The organism is Psychroflexus halocasei, assembly GCF_900107595.1.
GTDB classification, from domain to species: Bacteria; Bacteroidota; Bacteroidia; order Flavobacteriales; family Flavobacteriaceae; genus Psychroflexus; species Psychroflexus halocasei.
Genome location: NZ_FNQF01000002.1, coordinates 290,595 through 308,604 on the forward strand (window position 1 = coordinate 290,595; position 18,010 = coordinate 308,604).

General features: G+C 32.2%; 16 protein-coding genes. 11 read left to right on the forward strand and 5 right to left on the reverse strand.

The features are described 5' to 3' along the window. Positions 1 to 5: 5 nt before the first annotated feature. From BLV84_RS03380 to BLV84_RS03390, 3 genes are read left to right on the forward strand one after another with little or no spacing between them, the layout of a single operon-like run. Positions 6 to 1,253: a dihydroorotase gene (locus tag BLV84_RS03380; RefSeq protein ID WP_093239529.1), complete on the forward strand. Its 1,248-nt coding sequence runs from the start codon at positions 6 to 8 to the stop codon at positions 1,251 to 1,253. Beyond that, the gene (locus tag BLV84_RS03385) at positions 1,243 to 1,572 is read left to right on the forward strand and encodes a hypothetical protein (protein WP_093239531.1); all 330 of its coding nucleotides are present in this window, start codon (positions 1,243 to 1,245) and stop codon (positions 1,570 to 1,572) included. Before BLV84_RS03380 ends, BLV84_RS03385 begins: the two co-directional genes overlap by 11 nt. A gap of 6 nt (positions 1,573 to 1,578) precedes the next feature. Beyond that, positions 1,579 to 2,238 carry an alpha/beta hydrolase gene (locus BLV84_RS03390; protein ID WP_093239534.1) on the forward strand — a complete coding sequence of 220 codons (660 nt, stop codon included), beginning with the start codon at positions 1,579 to 1,581 and terminating at the stop codon, positions 2,236 to 2,238. A gap of 163 nt (positions 2,239 to 2,401) precedes the next feature. Here BLV84_RS03390 and BLV84_RS03395 read toward each other — a convergent pair whose 3' ends face one another. Beyond that, complete coding sequence (locus BLV84_RS03395) at positions 2,402 to 3,163, reverse strand: MBL fold metallo-hydrolase (RefSeq protein ID WP_093239537.1); 762 nt, start codon at positions 3,161 to 3,163, stop codon at positions 2,402 to 2,404. Positions 3,164 to 3,274: 111 nt separating this feature from the next. Between BLV84_RS03395 and BLV84_RS03400 the strand changes: the two genes are divergently transcribed. Continuing rightward, complete coding sequence (locus BLV84_RS03400) at positions 3,275 to 4,732, forward strand: nicotinate-nucleotide adenylyltransferase (RefSeq protein ID WP_093239540.1); 1,458 nt, start codon at positions 3,275 to 3,277, stop codon at positions 4,730 to 4,732. A 70-nt stretch (positions 4,733 to 4,802) separates the two neighbouring features. Here the strand turns inward: BLV84_RS03400 and BLV84_RS03405 are convergent, their stop codons facing one another. Then, positions 4,803 to 6,158: a dihydrolipoyl dehydrogenase family protein gene (locus BLV84_RS03405; RefSeq protein WP_093239543.1), complete on the reverse strand. Its 1,356-nt coding sequence runs from the start codon at positions 6,156 to 6,158 to the stop codon at positions 4,803 to 4,805. Positions 6,159 to 6,305: 147 nt separating this feature from the next. Here BLV84_RS03405 and BLV84_RS03410 point away from each other — a divergent pair, with 147 nt between their 5' ends. From BLV84_RS03410 to BLV84_RS03425, 4 genes are all read left to right on the forward strand, one after another. After that, positions 6,306 to 7,112, forward strand: a complete 807-nt coding sequence (locus tag BLV84_RS03410; protein WP_093239545.1) for a T9SS type A sorting domain-containing protein — start codon at positions 6,306 to 6,308, stop codon at positions 7,110 to 7,112. Positions 7,113 to 7,295: 183 nt separating this feature from the next. Further along, a complete protein-coding gene (locus tag BLV84_RS03415; protein ID WP_093239548.1) occupies positions 7,296 to 7,658 on the forward strand; it encodes a BlaI/MecI/CopY family transcriptional regulator in 363 nt (120 codons plus the stop codon). Beyond that, positions 7,658 to 9,169 carry a M56 family metallopeptidase gene (locus BLV84_RS03420; protein WP_093239551.1) on the forward strand — a complete coding sequence of 504 codons (1,512 nt, stop codon included), beginning with the start codon at positions 7,658 to 7,660 and terminating at the stop codon, positions 9,167 to 9,169. The genes BLV84_RS03415 and BLV84_RS03420 overlap by 1 nt, the downstream gene beginning before the upstream one ends. A 2-nt stretch (positions 9,170 to 9,171) precedes the next feature. Beyond that, positions 9,172 to 10,320 carry a tetratricopeptide repeat protein gene (locus tag BLV84_RS03425; protein WP_093239553.1) on the forward strand — a complete coding sequence of 383 codons (1,149 nt, stop codon included), beginning with the start codon at positions 9,172 to 9,174 and terminating at the stop codon, positions 10,318 to 10,320. Between the two features lie 15 nt (positions 10,321 to 10,335). On the opposite strand, the gene BLV84_RS03430 is transcribed toward BLV84_RS03425, so the two are convergent. After that, entirely contained in the window at positions 10,336 to 11,835 is a 1,500-nt protein-coding gene (locus tag BLV84_RS03430; protein WP_093239556.1) for a TrkH family potassium uptake protein, read from the reverse strand. Then, a complete protein-coding gene (gene trkA / locus BLV84_RS03435; RefSeq protein WP_093239558.1) occupies positions 11,835 to 13,184 on the reverse strand; it encodes a Trk system potassium transporter TrkA in 1,350 nt (449 codons plus the stop codon). The genes BLV84_RS03430 and trkA overlap by 1 nt, the downstream gene beginning before the upstream one ends. Positions 13,185 to 13,274: 90 nt before the next feature. Between trkA and ubiE the strand changes: the two genes are divergently transcribed. Both ubiE and porT read left to right on the forward strand, forming a co-directional pair. After that, complete coding sequence (ubiE, locus tag BLV84_RS03440; protein ID WP_093239561.1) at positions 13,275 to 14,003, forward strand: bifunctional demethylmenaquinone methyltransferase/2-methoxy-6-polyprenyl-1,4-benzoquinol methylase UbiE; 729 nt, start codon at positions 13,275 to 13,277, stop codon at positions 14,001 to 14,003. Between the two features lie 6 nt (positions 14,004 to 14,009). Then, positions 14,010 to 14,702, forward strand: coding sequence for a type IX secretion/gliding motility protein PorT/SprT (porT, locus tag BLV84_RS03445; RefSeq protein WP_093239563.1), 693 nt, complete (start codon positions 14,010 to 14,012; stop codon positions 14,700 to 14,702). Here the strand turns inward: porT and BLV84_RS03450 are convergent. Then, a complete protein-coding gene (locus BLV84_RS03450) occupies positions 14,689 to 15,441 on the reverse strand; it encodes a TrmH family RNA methyltransferase (protein ID WP_093239565.1) in 753 nt (250 codons plus the stop codon). The two genes, porT and BLV84_RS03450, sit on opposite strands and share 14 nt — an antisense overlap. Before the next feature lie 17 nt (positions 15,442 to 15,458). On the opposite strand from BLV84_RS03450, the gene tamL reads away from it, so the two are divergent. After that, a complete protein-coding gene (gene tamL / locus BLV84_RS03455) occupies positions 15,459 to 18,008 on the forward strand; it encodes a translocation and assembly module lipoprotein TamL (protein ID WP_093239568.1) in 2,550 nt (849 codons plus the stop codon). The last annotated feature ends 2 nt before the right edge of the window (positions 18,009 to 18,010 follow it).

Sequence of the window (18,010 nt, forward strand, 5' to 3'; positions counted from 1 at the left end):
ATCACATGAAGCAGCTTTTAAAATCAGCTTATATTTGGAATCAGACTTCGAAAGAATTTTCAAAAGAACCACAAGATATTTTAATTGAAAATGGTTTTATAAAAGCCATCAAAAAAGAAATTTCTGATGTTGAAGCTAAAGAAATCAACTATCCAAATCTACACGTCTCTCCTGCTTGGTTTGATCCATTTGTCAGTTTTGGAGAACCAGGTTTTGAAGAAAGGGAAACACTTTCAAACGGAAGCTTAACTGCTCTTAAAAATGGGTTTTCCGGCATAGGTTTATGTCCAAATACAAATCCCATTTTAAGTCATAAATCTGATATTGATTTTATTAAACGTTTTGAAACTGATCTCGAGATTTCGCCAATTGGCGCGTTGACCAAAAATTTTGAAGGAAATGAATTGACAGATCTTTTTGATATGTCTCGAGCTGGCGCTGTTGCTTTTTATGATTTTAAAAAATCTATTCCTAATGCCAATGTTTTAAAAGTCGCATTACAATATGTCAAAGCTTTTGAAGGTTTAATCATTAACTTTCCTGAGGATATAAGCTTAACTGGAAAAGCGCAAGTGCATGAAGATGAAGTGACCATTCATTTAGGGATGAAAAGTACAAGTTCCATTAGTGAAACAATTCAAATTGAAAGAGATTTAAGGCTTTTAGAATATACAAATTCAAAGCTTCATATTCCTTATATTTCAACTGCTGATTCTGTTGAGATTATCAAAAAAGCAAAAGAAAAAAATCCAAATCTATCGTGTAGCACAAGTATTAATAATTTGTTTTTTGACACAAAAAACTTAAAAGATTTTGATCAAAAATATAAAGTCAAACCACCTTTAAGAAACGCAAAAGATCGTGAAGTTTTAGTACAAGCAGTCAAAGAAGGTGTTATCGATTATGTAACTTCAGATCATCACCCCATCAACATTGAACTCAAAGATCTTGAGTTTGAAAATGCAGCCTATGGTTCAATCGGTTTAGAAAGTTTTTATCCAGCTCTAAACACTTTGTTTGGAAAAGAAAAAGCCGTTGATATTTTAATCAAAAACTGGCAAATTTTTGGGAAATCGATTTCAGAAATTAAGCCTGGAAAAAAAGCTGAATTCAGTCTTTTTAATCCTGAGCATAAACAAAAATTTACAAAAGAAAATATTTACTCTAAAAGCAAAAACTCAATCTTCTTAAATGAAAATTTAAAAGGTAAAGTTTACGGCTTGCAGATAAAAAATACACATTATGGAAATTAAAAAAGAAGGTGAAGGCAAAGGCAAAGCTTTGATTGCACATCTTACAATTATTGGATGTTTGATTGCTTTATTTATGAATAAAGAAAAACAAAATGAATTTGCTTCTTTTTACATCAGACAAACTTTGGGTATTCATTTATATTGGTTAATTTTCACAGTTTTGGTCACAGGCTTTGATTCTTGGTTGGCCTCTATGGGCTTTTATTTGTCCTATGTTATTCTGTGGTTTTATAGTTTTATAAATGCTATACAATACAAAAAACAAGAAATTCCAGTTATTGGTCCTTATTTTCAAAAATGGTTTAAACAACTAGCATAAATTTTTATGACAACAAAGCAACTTTCTTTAGAACATTTAATCAAACCTTCTAATAAAGAAGGTAAAGCGCCGCTAATTTTATTATTGCATGGATATGGCAGTGATCAGCATGATTTATTCAGCTTTGCTTCTGAGCTTCCTGATGAATATATTGTTGTTTCTGCTAAAGCACCACATCAACTTCAACCATATGGTAACGCTTGGTATGCTATCAATTTTGATGCGCAACAAGGAAAATTTAGTGACATCGAACAAGCGGTTGGGTCAAGAGAAATGATCATAAAGTTTATAGAAGAACTCAAAGAAAACTATCCGATTGATGGTAACCAAATCACGTTACTTGGGTTTAGCCAAGGAACAATTTTGAGTTTTGCAACTGCTTTCTCAAAACCTGAATTAATTAAAAATGTGATTGGTTTGAGCGGTTATATTGATCAAAATATGTTTGACATATCAAATTTAAAAAAAGATGATTTAAAGCATTTATCAATTTACAATTCACATGGCACACAAGACCAAGTGATCCCTGTTGAATGGGCTAGAAAAAACAAAGATTTCTTTGAGAAATACGAACTCGATTACACTTACGAAGAATACCCTGTCGGTCACGGTGTGAATCCTCAGAATTTTCAAAGTTTAAAAAATTGGCTTTTAAAAAACGCTTAGAAACATTAGTTCTTATTGACTTTTGTTTCTAATTTTTCAATTTTATTCTGTAGTGAATCAATTTCTGAAGCTTGTTTTTCGACAAGATTTTGATAATTGAAATACATAAAAAGAGCTATTATAAATGTAAAGACGAAAAGATATAGGTATATGTTTTTTTTCATTAAATCTGAATTTGTAAATTATCATAAGCCAAATGGACGTTATCAGGTAGTTCAGCCTCAACATCATCATGAAAACCTAAAAGATGTGAAATATGCGTGAGGTAAGCTTTTTCTGGTTTTAGAATAGAAATTATTTCTAAAGCTTCCTCTAAATTGAAATGAGAATGATGTGGTTTGAGACGTAAAGCATTTAGCACTAAAACTTTTAAGCCTTTTAGTTTTTCCATTTCAGAATCTGGAATTGTTTTAGCGTCTGTTACGTATGCAAAATCATTCATACGGTAACCAAAAACAGGGAGTTTATTGTGATATACACGAATTGGCTGAACCTGCATATTTTTCAGTTTAAAACTTTCAATATCTACGAGATTAACATCAAGTGTTGGAGCACCAGGGTATTTATTTTCTTCTTGAAAAACGTATTCAAAGCGTTTTTTGAGTTCACCAATCACACGATCTTCAGCATAAACAGAAATATCACTTTGTCTAAAATAAAAAGGGCGAATATCATCGAGACCTATCACATGGTCATTATGCTCGTGTGTAAAAAGAATACCATCAATTCGATCAACATCATGACGCAACATTTGTTGTCTAAAATCAGGGCCACAATCCACAATATATCGGTAATCATCCCACTCAATCATGACAGAAACACGCAGGCGTTTATCTTTTGAGTTTTGACTTAAACACACGGGATGTTTACTGCCAATAATAGGAATACCTTGAGATGTTCCTGTTCCCAAAAAGGTTATTTTCATAAAAAATATCTTTCTCACAAAACTAGCTAATATTTTTTGTTTGAGTCGCTAATTGGCTATTTTTGTCTTTGTATTTATATGCACACAACCAGCTATTCTAAATAATGACCTATGGCGATAAAGATTCTTGGAGATAGAGATTTTGAAAGCAAACCGTCCATCCAAAATAAAGCACTTAAGATAAACCTTAATAAAAATATCTACGGCACATTTGCAGAAATTGGTGCTGGTCAAGAAACAGTTCGTAATTTTTTTAGAGCTGGTGGCTCATCTGGGACGATTGCCAAAACGATGAGTGCCTATGACAAAGACTTTAGCGACGCAATTTATGGCGAAGAGCCAGATAAAAGGTATGTCACTGAAAGTCGATTACATAAGATGATTGACCATGAAATGGAACTTATCGAAAGACGTATTTCTCGTGAAAAACATCCGAATAAATTATTCTTTACTTATGCAAATACAGTTGCTACCATTGATTTTGCCAAACGTTATAAAGGTCACGGTTGGGTTGGACTGAAATATCAAGTTGAACCAGGAGGTGGTTTTAATAAAATTGTTTTACACCTACGCTTTAAAGAAAACGATGCGCGATTACAGCAAAACACGCTTGGTATATTAGGAACAAATTTAATATACGCTGCTTATTACGCTTACAATAACCCAAAGCAAATACTGAAAGATCTTTTTGATCATATTGATGTTGACCAAGTTGAAGTTGATACAATTAACTTTTCTGGACCTCAGTTTAAAGATGTTGATAACCGACTGATGAGTTTACATCTTCTGAGAAATAAAATGACAGAAGCCGTTATGTTTTCTCCAGATGGGAATAATGTTCTTCCGGCTAAAGTTTTATATAAAAAGAATGTTTTAGCACTCAGAGGAAGCTTCAGACCTGTGACAAAAGTGAATCTTGATATTTATGAAAAGTCACTTGAACTTTTTAAAAAAGAACGGAAAGTTAAAGAAAAAAATGTTCAGGTTATCTTTGAGATTACTTTATCAAATTTAAGATCAAAAGGTGAAATCGATGAAGAAGATTTTCTTGATAGAGCTAAACTTTTATGTTCGCTTGGACATACTGTTTTAATTTCAAATTTTCAGGAATATTATAAACTTGTTGAATACTTATCTGAATACACCAAAGAGAGAATGGCCCTTGGAATGGGTGTCAATAATTTAGTCGATATTTTTGACGAACGCTATTATAGAGATTTGAGTGGTGGAATTTTAGAAGCTTTTGGAAAACTGTTTTTCAAAGATTTACGTGTTTACCTCTACCCTTTCAAAGATGAAAAAACTGGAGAAATCACGACAAGTGAAAATCTAAAAGTTCATCCAAGAATGAAAGAACTCTACAAGTTTTTCAAATATAATGGTCGTGTCATTGACATCGAAAATTATAATAAAGATATTTTAGGTATTTTTTCTAATAAAATTCTTCAAATGATTTCTAACAATGAAGAAGGATGGGAAGATGCTTTATTAGAAGAAACTGCAAATATGATTAAAGACCAGAATCTTTTTCATAGAGAATATCAAGAATTAGAAAACGTCGGCTTTTAAAAAAATCTTAATTAAAATATTTTAGAAAACTCCTTCGAATATCAGAAAGAGTTTTCTAATTGAATGACTATTAAATCATTTGCTTTATGTCATTCCCCCAAGTTGGATAAGAAAATATTAAGGCTTTTACTTCTTTATAAGTTAATTGAGTCTGCATTGCCATTGCAAATAAATTAATCATTTCTGCTGCTTCTGAAGCGATGATGTGAGCGCCTAAAATTTGACCAGACTTTTTATCAATAATTGTTTGAAATCCATAAGTACGTTCATTAATGCGTTTTGCATTAAACCAATTTAAACCAAAATTTTCTTTGACATTAATATCAAAATTTCGACGCTCAGCCTCTTCTACAGAAAGGCCTATGGAAGCCAGTTGTGGTGTTGTAAAAACAACAGAAGGTTGAGCTGGATATTTAGCTTTTTCTTTGATATTTTTATCTAAAATATGTGTGATCACAATCTTAGCTTCAATACTTGACAAAGGTGTCAATGGCAAGCCTTCACTTGCAGAAACATCACCACAGGCGTACACATTTTTGTTACCAGGATTTTGCAAATATTTATTAACAGTCACTCCTTTTCTCGTAAAACTAACATTTCCTTTTTCCAAGTTTAAATGATTAATTGATGGAACACGTCCAGCAGTATTAAAAACCATTTCAGCTTTTATTGACTCTTCTATATCATCTTTTTGATAGTTAACACGGAAGTTCTTTTGCAATTTTTCTATCTCCGAAACACCTGCGTTGAAAATAAAATCAATTCCGATATCTTCTGAAATTTTCGTCAATGGGTTGACTATTTTTTCATTGAAGTTAGATAATGGTCTATCAGCCATATCTAATATTGTAACTTTTACACCTAACCTAGCTGCGATGTGCGCAAGCTCCATTCCGATGTAACCTGCACCGATAAAAATCATACTTTCAGGAAGCTCTGCTAATTCTAAAAAATCATCACTTACCAAAGCAAAATCTCGACCTGGGATTTTCAATTCCATAGGCTTCTGACCTGTTGCAATAACTATTTTTTGAGCTTTAATTGTTTTACCTTCAACAGAAAGTGTGTTTTCATCTAAAAATTGTGGAGACTGATGATACATCTCAATTCCTAAAGATTTGAGATCTTTTTCAGTTGCGGCAGGTACAGCATCAACAAATTTCTTTTTAAAATTTTGAATATCCTGCCAACTGAACTCAGGCATTTGAGTGATGCCTTTACCTTTCATTTTTTCTGTTCTGTCCATTATTTCAGACAAACCGACCAACACTTTTTTGGGATCACAACCTCTATTTGCACAAGTTCCTCCAAATTCACGATGATCAGCAATAGCCACTTTCTTTCCAGCTTCAACACATGCCTCCGCAACAGTTTTACCAGCCGAACCCGTTCCGATAACAAATACATCAAATTCTTTGATCTCCATAAGTTTTCTTTTTGTTATAAGTTAAAATTTAGTATCATAATAATTGTTATCAAAATGGTAAAACATTTAGAATAGATTTACATTCTTTATGTCAAATAGTTATTTATTATTAACTATCTTGCTTTATTAACTTTTAAAAATTTTATGATGAAAAAAATTACTTTACTTTTTATTTTAATGACAATTAGTCTTCAGGCGCAAAACTTCCCTGAACCTTACTGCGACATTGATGGCTCAGAAACAACTACTGAAGAAATTACTTCAATTGTTTTTGCAGATGCTGATATTACTAATACAGATGTGACTTCTATATTGGTTGATAAAACTTCTGATATAGGAAATCTTCAAATTGGTGAAACTTACACAATTACCGTAGAGGGAAATACCTACGGAAACTTTGATAACGACATTGTTGCTTTTATTGACTGGAATCAAAACGGAACACTTGATGATGCCAACGAAATTTACGAAGTTGGTACGCTTACAAATTCTGATGGAGCTGATGGAACCTCTGTATCATTTGACATCACCGTTCCTGCTGATGCACTCTCAGGTGAAACACGCATTAGGGTCACCAAAACATATGGAGATCCACAGTCTGTTGCTGTCATAAATCCTTGCGCAATTGAGATGGATATCGCTGGTTACGGCATTTTCGCTGGTTTTGGTCAAGCGATTGATTTTACACTAGATATTCAGACTTTATCAACAAGTCAATTTGATAAAAATGCGTTGACAGTTTACCCTATTCCTACAAGAGATTTATTGAATGTGAAATATAAAAGTGAAATTGAAAATGTTAAGATTTATAATCAAATAGGTCAAGAAGTGCTTAATCAAGATTCAAATGCTTCTGAATTACAACTGAATTTATCAAATTTAAAATCAGGTATATATTTTGTAAAACTATCATTAAATGAAACGCAACACAATTTCAAAATCGTCAAAGAATGATTTATTCTTAATTAAAAAGAGTTTTTAATCACTATCAAACCGTTTCATTCATCAAAATGAAACGGTTTTTTCTTATAATAAGCCTAACAACATCTAAGTCAAATAATTTTAACACCTAAGAAATTAGTTTAAACTAAATATTTAGTTATATTTGAATTGTATTCATTTAAAATATGTGATAAAATGAAAGAATTAACCAAAGCAGAAGAAGAGATTATGCAGCTTTTATGGAAGCTAGAACAATCAACAGTTGCTGGATTATTAGAGAAAATGAAATCGCCAAAACCAGCATATAATACTGTTTCTACAATTGTTCGGATTTTAGAAAACAAAGGATTTGTCACTTATAAAAAAGTTGGTCGTGGACATGAATATTATCCACTCATTAAAAAAGATAAGTACACAAAATTTTCATTATCAAAAATAATGAACAATTATTTTGATGGATCTGTCAAATCTATGTTGTCGTTTTTTGTCAATAAAAATGATATGAGCGTTCAGGAACTGGAAGAAATTCTTTCAGAAATCAATAAAAAAGAGGACTAATGGAAACTTTCGTCATCAATTTCAGCTTATTTTTATTTCTGTTTTGGGGTTTATATATCTTGTTTTTTAAGAAAGAAACCTTCTTTCATCATAACAGAGTTTATCTGATATTAACGCCTATTCTAGCGACTGTTTTACCTTTTATTTTGATTAATCAGCTCAACATTAATCAAGGAAATACATTCAATTGGCAAGAAATAACACCTCTTTTATTTACAGAGAATATCGAAGAAGTCAATATTAATGCAGCAAATACAAATTCAAATATTGTTGATTTGAGTTTTAAAAATGTATTGATCATTGTTTACTTTCTTGGTGTTGCGTTTATGCTTTTCAATTTTTTTAGAAAACTGAAACTGTATCATGTTTTAAAGAATAAAGCTAAATCAATGCAAACAGCATTTGGTGAAGTTTATGTAATTCAAAACAGCAAGGCTGCCTTTACATTCTTAAATAAAATATTTATTGGAGATCTATTAGAAAATGAAGCTCAAAAAGAAATTTTGCAGCATGAAGTTGTGCACAAAAAACAAAAACACAGTTTTGATTTAGTTTACTATGAAATCTTGAAAATTATTTTTTGGTTTCATCCTTCAATTTACAGTCTGCAAAATCAAATTAAACTCATTCATGAATATATCGCTGATGCGAAAGTATCAAGTCGAATTTCTAAAAAGAAATATTACGAAAACTTGTTAAATGGATTTTTCGGCGTCAAACAAATTTCATTTACAAGTCAATTTTTCAATCATTCATTAATCAAAAAAAGAATTATCATGTTACAAAAATCAAAATCGAACAAAACAGCATTATTGAAATATCTCATGGTCATTCCTTTATCTCTGGCCATGTTAACTTATGTTTCATGCTCTCAAGATGAAGCAATAACTCAACCTGAAAATAATAAGCAGGAAACTTCAGAGGTGGAAAACATCATAAAATTAGAAGTTGAAGATGTCCATAACTTAAGTGAAGATGAGCAGAAAGTTTTTGCTTCTCAACTTTCAAAAATATTAAGCAATAATACACCAACTCAATTTGTATTATTTGATGATTACGAAGAAAAATCTATTACTATAAATGAAGAGGCTCGCGCTAACTTGTCTTCTAAAAAGTCACAATTAAACCCCGAAACAGAAAGTGTTTCTTCTGACGAATTGTCTTTTAATGTTATTGATACGCCACCTTTATACATAGGTTGCGATCCTAATTTAAGTAAAGAAGAAGCGAAAAAGTGTTTTAGTCAAAAAATCAGTGAATTTGTGGGCTCAAATTTCAATATAGACTTAGCAAAAGAAAATGGATTAACTGGTGTGCATCGTATTTATGTTCAATTCAAAATTTCAAAAGAAGGTCAAATTACTGATGTTAAATCACGTTCAAAACACACATTTTTAGGAGAAGAAGCCGAACGCGTGATAAAGAATTTACCACAAATGAAGCCAGGAGAAAACGATGGACAAAAAGTAGGTGTTTTATATTCACTTCCTATCAGTTTTGAAATCAAATAATTTTGAGAATTTCAGTTTTAATTTTATTTATTTTTATTAGTCAACAGGTCGAAGCACAAACTTCGACCTTAGTTGTTGCAGATAGTTTATTTGCTATTGGAAATTATGAAAAAGCAATTAAAATTTACGAATCTCAATCACCAATAAAAGCTAAAACTTATCAAAAAATAGCCGCTGCGCAACAAGCAAGAGGTCTTACTTCAGAAGCCTTGAAAGCTTATCAAAAAGCGATTGAAAAAGATAATAATTTAACAATTGTTAAAAGTCGTTATGCAAAATTATTACGACAAACAAAACAATTCAACAAAGCCGATAGTCTTTACAAAAACTTAATTAATGAGTTTCCTGAAAACCCGAATTTCCACTATCAAATGGGCTTAGTTAAGCAACAACTAAAAGACAGCACAGCTGTTTCATATTTTCATAAAACATTAGAAAAAGATTCTCTGCACTTAAAAGTAATGTCTCGTTTAGCAAAACACTACTTTAAAAAGAAAGACTATCATAAAGCTGATGCTTTTGCTAAAAAAGGATTACAAATAAACAATCAAGACGTGCAAATGAGTCTGATATATGCACAAACAGCTTATGCTTTAAAAAGTTACCATATAGCTATTGAGCGTTATCTGAAAGTCATTGATTTAGGTTACGAATCATCAAATGTTTATGAACGATTAGGAATGGCTTATTATCAAGAATCTGATATTGAAAAAGCGATTACATATTACAAAAAAGCAGTTGAACTCGATATACGCAAAATATCAGCTCAACAGACTATAGGTCAATTATTACTCATCAATGAGAAACCGCATGATGCTGAAAAGCACTTATTGATTGCTTTACAATTAGCCAAACCTCAATTAGATAATCTGTATCAAAATTTAGGTTTAACTTACAAAGCTCAAGATAATTTTAAAAACGCGATTGAATATTTTAGACTTGCTTTAAAAGAAAATCCAAATAAAATCCGCAGTCAATTTGAACTAGCAGTGGCGATTGACAATTATTATGCTGATTTGGAAACCCGATTATCTTATTATAATTTATTTATCAAAAAATTTAAATCTCATCCCAAAGCTGAAAATTATCTCGCTCTTGCATACCGCAGAATATCAGATATTAAAAAAGAACAACACCTCAGCAATAACTAATAATTTGCTTTTGACTTATCGATTTCTCCAGAAAAACGGAGTTAAGATGATCAGAACAGTGAACAACTCTAATCGCCCAATCAACATCAAGAAACTACACCAAGATTTTGCAAAATCGCTCAACCCAGCATAATTATCAACAGGACCTAAGTCGCCAAAAGCTGGACCAACATTCCCTAAAGAAGAAGCTGCAGCTCCAATTGATGTTTTCAAATCTAAACCTGTTGCACCTAATACAACTGCACCTATGATAAATGACAACATGTATAAAATGAAAAAACCAAGTATGTTATAAACAATATCAGAATTAACAGCTCTTTTAGCGTAACGTACAGGTAAAACTGCATTTGGATGAAGAATTCTTTTAAATTCAAGAATTGCATTTTTGATCATAATTAAATGCCTGACAACTTTTACACCTCCTGATGTTGACCCTGCTGACCCTCCCAAAAAGAAAAGTCCAAAAAACAATACTGTCAGAAAGGGTGTCCATAAAGTGTAATCTGCCGTTATAAAACCTGTGGTTGTCATCACAGCTAACACCTGAAATGAAGCATGCCTAAATGCAGATTCTAACTCTCCGAAAACCTGAGGATGTTGAATGCTAGACAAGCCCAAATCAGCATTAAAATAAATTAAAACGCCTGATATAACGGTAAAACCTAACACAAATGCTGCGTAAAGTTTAAATTCTTCATTTTCATATATCTTCTTGAAATTCAATTTAAAGCCGTAATAACTCACAACGAAATTTGTTCCTGCCAAGAACATAAATAATATAATGATGTATTGTATCAAAGGTTGATCATTCCAGTAAGCAATACTTGCATTTTTGGTCGAAAAACCTCCAGTTGACAATGTGCTCATCGCATGATTAATCGCATCAAAAACACCCATCCCTGCAAAATAAAGCAACACTGCTTCAACAATTGTATAGCCTAAATAAATCAACCATAAACGTTTTGCTGTATCTGTAATTTTAGGCTTGAGCTTATCAGCACTTGGTCCAGGAGATTCTGCAGAGAAAAGCTGCATTCCACCAATTCCAAATAAAGGAAAAATAGCGACAGCCAACACGATAATTCCCATTCCTCCTATCCAGTGTGTCATCGATCGCCAAAGCAAAACACCTTTAGGAAGCACTTCAATATCTGTTAATATTGTCGCACCTGTGGTTGTATAGCCAGACATGGTTTCGAAAAAAGCATCGGTTATGGATGAGATTGAATTAGTAAAAAGATAAGGCAACATTCCGCTGATTACCATGAAAACCCAACCTAATGTCACGATTAAATAGCCTTCTTTTTGTTTGAGATTTTTGTCATGGTCTCGTGTTGTAAACATCATCAAGAAACCAGAAAAGCTTGACGCAACTGCTGCAGAAGCAATTTGATAAGCTTCATCTCCCTCGTTATAGTAAACGCTTGTCAGAACAGCGAACAACATAAAAATTCCATTAAAGATCAACAGTAATCCTAATGTGTGTAAAACGATTTTATGATTGATTGACGACATTAACTAAAAAGCTTTTCAACGCGTTTAATAGATTTTGGCAGACAACAAATAACCAAACGATCATCTTCTTTGATAACAAAATCACCCAAGGCTATTTCTCCTTTTCCATCCCTGATCACTCCGCCTACAACTGAGGTTCTAGGAAAATCTATATCTACAATTTTACGATTACAAATTTTTGAATTCTTCTTCACTTGAAATTCTAGCAATTCAGCATTCATGTTATTTAACTTCGTCATTGCCATTAAATTCCCTTTTCGGATAAATCTAAAAATATCATTAGCAGCAATCAGCTTTTTATTTACAAATGTGTTGATCCCCATATTATGACTTAATTGAAAGTAATCCATATTTTCAACTAAAGCAATTGTCTTTTTGACTTTTTTGGTTTTCGCAACTAAGCTTGACATGATATTGGTTTCTGAATTTCCTGTGACAGAAATAAAAGCATCCATTTTAGAAATATTTTCATCTTCAAGTAAACTTACATTTCTACCATCTTCATTAATCACTAAAACATCTGGAATATCATCTGCGATTTCGAAAGCTTTTCTTTCATTTTTCTCAATAAGCTTCACATTATACTTACATTCTGAAAGTTCTTTAGCAAGCATTTTACCAATGTTACTTCCTCCCAAAATCATCACGTTCTTTATAATTCTTTTTTCAGCTCCTGTTAAATTATATAGCTCTTCAACACCTTCATCATCAGTCACAAAATAAACAAGATCTCCTCGTTTAAAAGCAGTATCGCCTCTCGGAATAATCGTGTATTGTGTTCCGTGTCGCTGAATAGCAATCGGTATAAAGTGCAATCCAGGATAAACCTCAGCAGCTTCCTGAACAGTTTTTCCGATAAAAGAAGCCTTTGATCTTAAAGTTACACCTATCATTTTAAGCGCACCTTCATCAAATTCAAAAGTATCTGTGAAACCAGATTGATTTAAAAGAAGTTTAATTTCATCGGCTGCTAAATATTCAGGAGAAATAACTTCATCAATACCGATTTCTTTTAAATTGATTTTGAGTTTTTTAGAAATTAATTCCTGACTTCTAACTCGCGCAATAGTTCGTTTAGCGCCAAGTTGTTTAGCAAAAATACAGACATTGATGTTGATAGATTGATTAGATGTGACAGCAATAACCAAATCTACATAAGGCGCGTTTGCCTGCATCAAAAGCTGCGGAGATGTTGCGTCTCCTTCTATCGTTTGGATATCTAAATTTTTATCGGCGTATGCTAAACGTTCCTCATCAACATCGATTAACATAATGTCATGAGCCTCGTAAGAAAAGAGTTTCGCTAAGTGATAACCCACTTCACCTGCTCCAGCAATAATTATTTTCATAACACAAAGGTAAATGATTATGATATTCAAATAAAAATATGAACATAAATTTTCGGATTGTATTTAAAAATTATCTTTGTAAAAAAAAGTATGGCAAAAGAAATCAAACCCTATAAAGACTCCGAGATTGATAAGAAGAAACAAGTTGAACAAATGTTTGACAATATTTCTGGTGGATATGATAATCTCAACCGAGTTATTTCTTTTGGAACTGATCTTTCTTGGCGAAAAAAAGTGATTCAAATTGTTAAAGATTCAAAACCTGATAGCATTTTAGACATTGCAACCGGAACAGGTGATTTGGTTTTATCACTCGCTGATTCTGAAGCTTCTAAAATTGTTGGCCTAGACCTTTCAGCTGGCATGTTAGCAATTGGGAAAGAAAAAATCAAAAAAAGAGAACTGACAGATCGTATTGAAATGGTTCAAGGTGACTCTGAAAACTTACCTTATCCTGATAATTCTTTTGATGCCATTACTGTTGCCTTTGGCGTGCGAAACTTTGAAAATTTAGATAAAGGTTTATCAGAAATTCAACGCGTTTTATCTCCTAAAGGAAAGTTTGTTATTTTGGAAACTTCTGTACCAACTAAATTTCCTTTTAAACAGGGTTACAATATCTACACAAAACACATGATGCCAGCTATCGGAAAGCTTTTTTCTAAGGATAAAGATGCTTACCAATATTTAAGTGAAAGCGCAAGTAAATTTCCTTTTGGTCAAAAACTTTGCAATATTTTGAAGAAAAATGGGTTTAAAGAAGTAGAATTTATGCCACAATCATTTGGCATAGCAACGATTTATACAGCGACTAAATAAATTTTTATGAAAAAAATAGCAGTGGTTCTCATTCTGATATGTGCCTCTATGCAAGCCAATGCACAGCTTTTCACGAAAGAGAAAATACGCAATAGAGAAAATGTTGATAAAAAACGTTGGTCTTGGGGCTATTATCTCGGCTTTAACAATTACGGATTCAAGATTGATTACATCGATCAAAATGAAATTGATGTCACGCGTAATATTGGTTTTAATGTGGGTTTAGTCGGAAACCTACGCGTTAATGATTATATCGATATAAGGCTAGAACCTGGTGTTGTGTTTGCCAATAGAAATCTTGAATTTCCTAATTTAACTGAAACTTTTGAGAGGGAACGCGAAGTCAAATCATCTTATGTTCACATTCCGCTACTTATTAAATTTTCATCCAAAAGAATCAACAACTTCAAGCCTTTTTTAGTTGGCGGAGCATCGGTTTCTCATAACTTATCGAGCAATGAAAATAACCCAAATGATAATAGCGCTGGTGAGTTTAGAATGAAAACAAATGTTGCAAATCTAGAAGTTGGTTTCGGAATTGATTTTTATTTTGAATACTTCAAATTTACACCTTCAATTCGTGGTATTTTTGCCATCACCGATGAACTTGTTCAAGATAATGACCCTAACAGTCCTTGGACATCAGAGATTGATAGCATGAAATCTCGCGGACTATTTATCAACTTTACTTTTCAATAAACGACAAGCGTTTAAACTCATTTAATAAAATAGAAGAAGCCGTTGCAACGTTGAGGCTTTCGACGGCAGGATCGCCAAATTGCGGGATACTTATTCGCTCTTGAACGTAAAATGAGGTTTCTTTTGAAATTCCTTGTGCTTCATTCCCCATCACAATCACAGCATCTTGAGAGACCTCAGTTGTATAAATTGGTTTGCCGTCCATAAAAGCACCATAAACAGGCAATGTGTTTTTCTTAAAGAAAGTTTCTAGATCTTGATACCTGATTGAAACTCTCGCTAATGAACCCATTGTTGCCTGCACAACTTTAGGGTTGTAGCAATCAACTGTGTCAGAAGAGCAAACGAGCTCATTGACATCAAACCAATCACATAAACGAATGATTGTTCCTAAATTACCTGGGTCACGGACACCGTCAAGAACAAGTTTTAAACCGCTATTATTTCCCTCATTCTCTTCATTCTCAAACTCATCTGTTGGAATTTCAAAAAGCGCTAAAGCAATTTGTGGTGTTGTCAGACAACTCACCTTTTTAAGTTCACTTTCATCAATCAGAAAATATTTTTTGGCGTCTACTGAAAAAATATCCACAGTTGTATATAAAGCTTCCAACTCGTAATCACTTTTTAAAAATTCTTTGATTACTTTTACGCCCTCAGCAATAAAAAGCTTGTGTTTTGATCTGTATCTTTTAGTTTTGAGATTATTAATCAGCTTGATTTGATTTTTACTGAGCATAAAATTGAAGAATTTAATTGAAAACTATCACAAAAATATCATTTCTATTCATACTGATTCTTTTTTCAGGTTGTAATTCTATTAAACACTTAGAAAATGATGAATTTCTAATTACAGAATCAAAAATTAAAGTTGATTCAACGGACAAACCAAACAGTAAATTACAAAAATATACATCAACAGCCCCAAACTCTAAAATTTTTGGAATTCCACTAAAGTTACATATCTACAATTTGGCCAAACAAAATCCTGAAAATAGTTTTGATCAATGGAGATATCAAAAAAAAAATCGTGAAAAAAAGCTTCAAAAATGGCTTTCATTAAAACAAGTTAAAAAGCTCAAAAGCTCTTATATCGCAATCAATGAAGGCATTAAAAAATCTGGAGAGGCACCGAAAATTCTTCAAAAAGACTTGATTGAAGAATCAACAACAAGACTTGAAAATTGGTATTGGAATCAAGGTTACTTTAACGCTGAAGCAGCCTATGATGTTAAAAGAGATACCGCTAAGCAGAAAGCGAAAATCACATATCATGTCAAAACAAAAGAGGTTTATAAGCTCGATTCTATTTATAATCGAATATCCTCCAAAAGTGTTGATTCCGTTTATATCAAAATTCTAAAAAAGAATTCTTACCTAAAGAAAGGAGATGCTTTTAAAACTGAAAACTTTGAAAAAGAACGTAACCGAATTACAGACTATTTAAGAAATAGAGGTTTTTATCATTTTGAAGAAAGCTATATTTCATTTTATGCGGATACAATCAATACAGATCATAAAGTAAATTCAGAGATGATTATTTCAAATCCTGAAGAAAGAAAAAGAGACAGTACAATCATCATCGATTTTAAGCCTCATAGAATTACTGAAGTTAATGTTTTTACAGATATTGATTCAGATGTTAACGTAAATTATGCAAGTGACAGCATTCAATTTGAGAATTATAATATTTATAGCTTCGGCAAAATGAAGTTTAAACCAAGCGTTATCGCCGATCTTATTTTCATAAAAAAAGATAGCCTTTATAAAGATAATGACAATAAGCAAACTTATAACCGGATTAGTAATACGCGTATTTTTAAATATCCTAGCATTCAATATATTGATGATCCCGAAGACTCAACTGGTCTAATCGCCAATGTTTTTCTAACTCCTAAAGAACGTTATTCGTTAAACCTTCAGGCTGATGTGACACAAAGTAACATTCAGGAATTTGGGATAGGATTTAATTCTTCAGTATTAGCCAGAAATCTTTTTAGAAATGCTGAAACGCTTGAATTATCTGGACGTGGGAACTTTGGTTCATCTAAAGATGCCTCATCAAGTGATCAATTTTTCGACATTTTTGAATTTGGTACAGATTTAAGATTGAGCTTTCCTAAAGTTATTTTTCCAATTAAGCTGGAACGCATTATTACAAATTCAATATCTCCTTTTACTAGTTTTAGTATTGGTTATAGTTCTCAGAAAAATATTGGCCTAGATAGAACAAATTTTAACTTAACTTATAATATCAATTGGAAGCCAATAAGAACAATTACTCACAATGTAGATGTTGCTAGCATTCAGTTGGTAAACAATCTTAATGTTCAAAACTACTTTAATGTCTTTTCAAATTCATTTGATCAACTTAATAATATAGCTGTTGAAAATATCAATCAATTAGATAATTCATTTTTCACAAATCTCGATACCGATTCACCACAACTCACAATCCCTAATGGTACAGATGGATTTATCAGTCAGGTTAATAATAACCAAATCAATCTTGACTCTCAGGAACTCACGGAAACACGAGCAATTATCGAGCGTAAAGAAAGATTGACTGAAAACAACTTGATTGTTGCTTCTAATTATACTTACAACTTCAGTACACGAAAAAATATTTATGATAATGAGTTTTCTCAATTTAGAGCAAGAATTGAGTTGTCTGGAAATTTACTTTCTTTACTCGCTAAGCCTTTAAGTTTTAAAAGAAATAAACGAGGAAACTATAATGTTTTTGACGTTCAGTTTTCACAATATATCAAGCCAGAATTAACTTTTATCAAGCATTGGGATTTAGGCAACAAAAATATTATTGCGACAAGAGCTTATACAGGAATTGCAATCCCTTTAGGAAATAGTGAATCTATCCCTTTTTCAAAAAGTTTTTTTGGCGGCGGACCTAATGATAACAGAGGTTGGCGACCTTATGATTTAGGCCCCGGAAAGACAAACGGAATTAATGAATTTAATGACGCAAACTTCAAGTTATCTTTCAACGCAGAATACCGTTTTAATCTTTTTGGAGGATTAAACAGTGCTTTATTTGTTGATGTTGGTAACATCTGGAATGTTTTAGACAATGTCAGTAACTCAGAGGCAAGATTTGATGGCCTTAAAGACTTACAAGATTTATCTGTCTCTTCAGGATTTGGTTTACGTTACGATCTTGAGTTCTTTGTAATTCGTATCGATTTAGGTTTTAAAACCTATAATCCAGGAAGCGATGGCCAGAAATGGTTTAGAAAATACAACTTTGGCAACGCTGTTTATAACTTTGGAATTAATTATCCTTTTTAGAT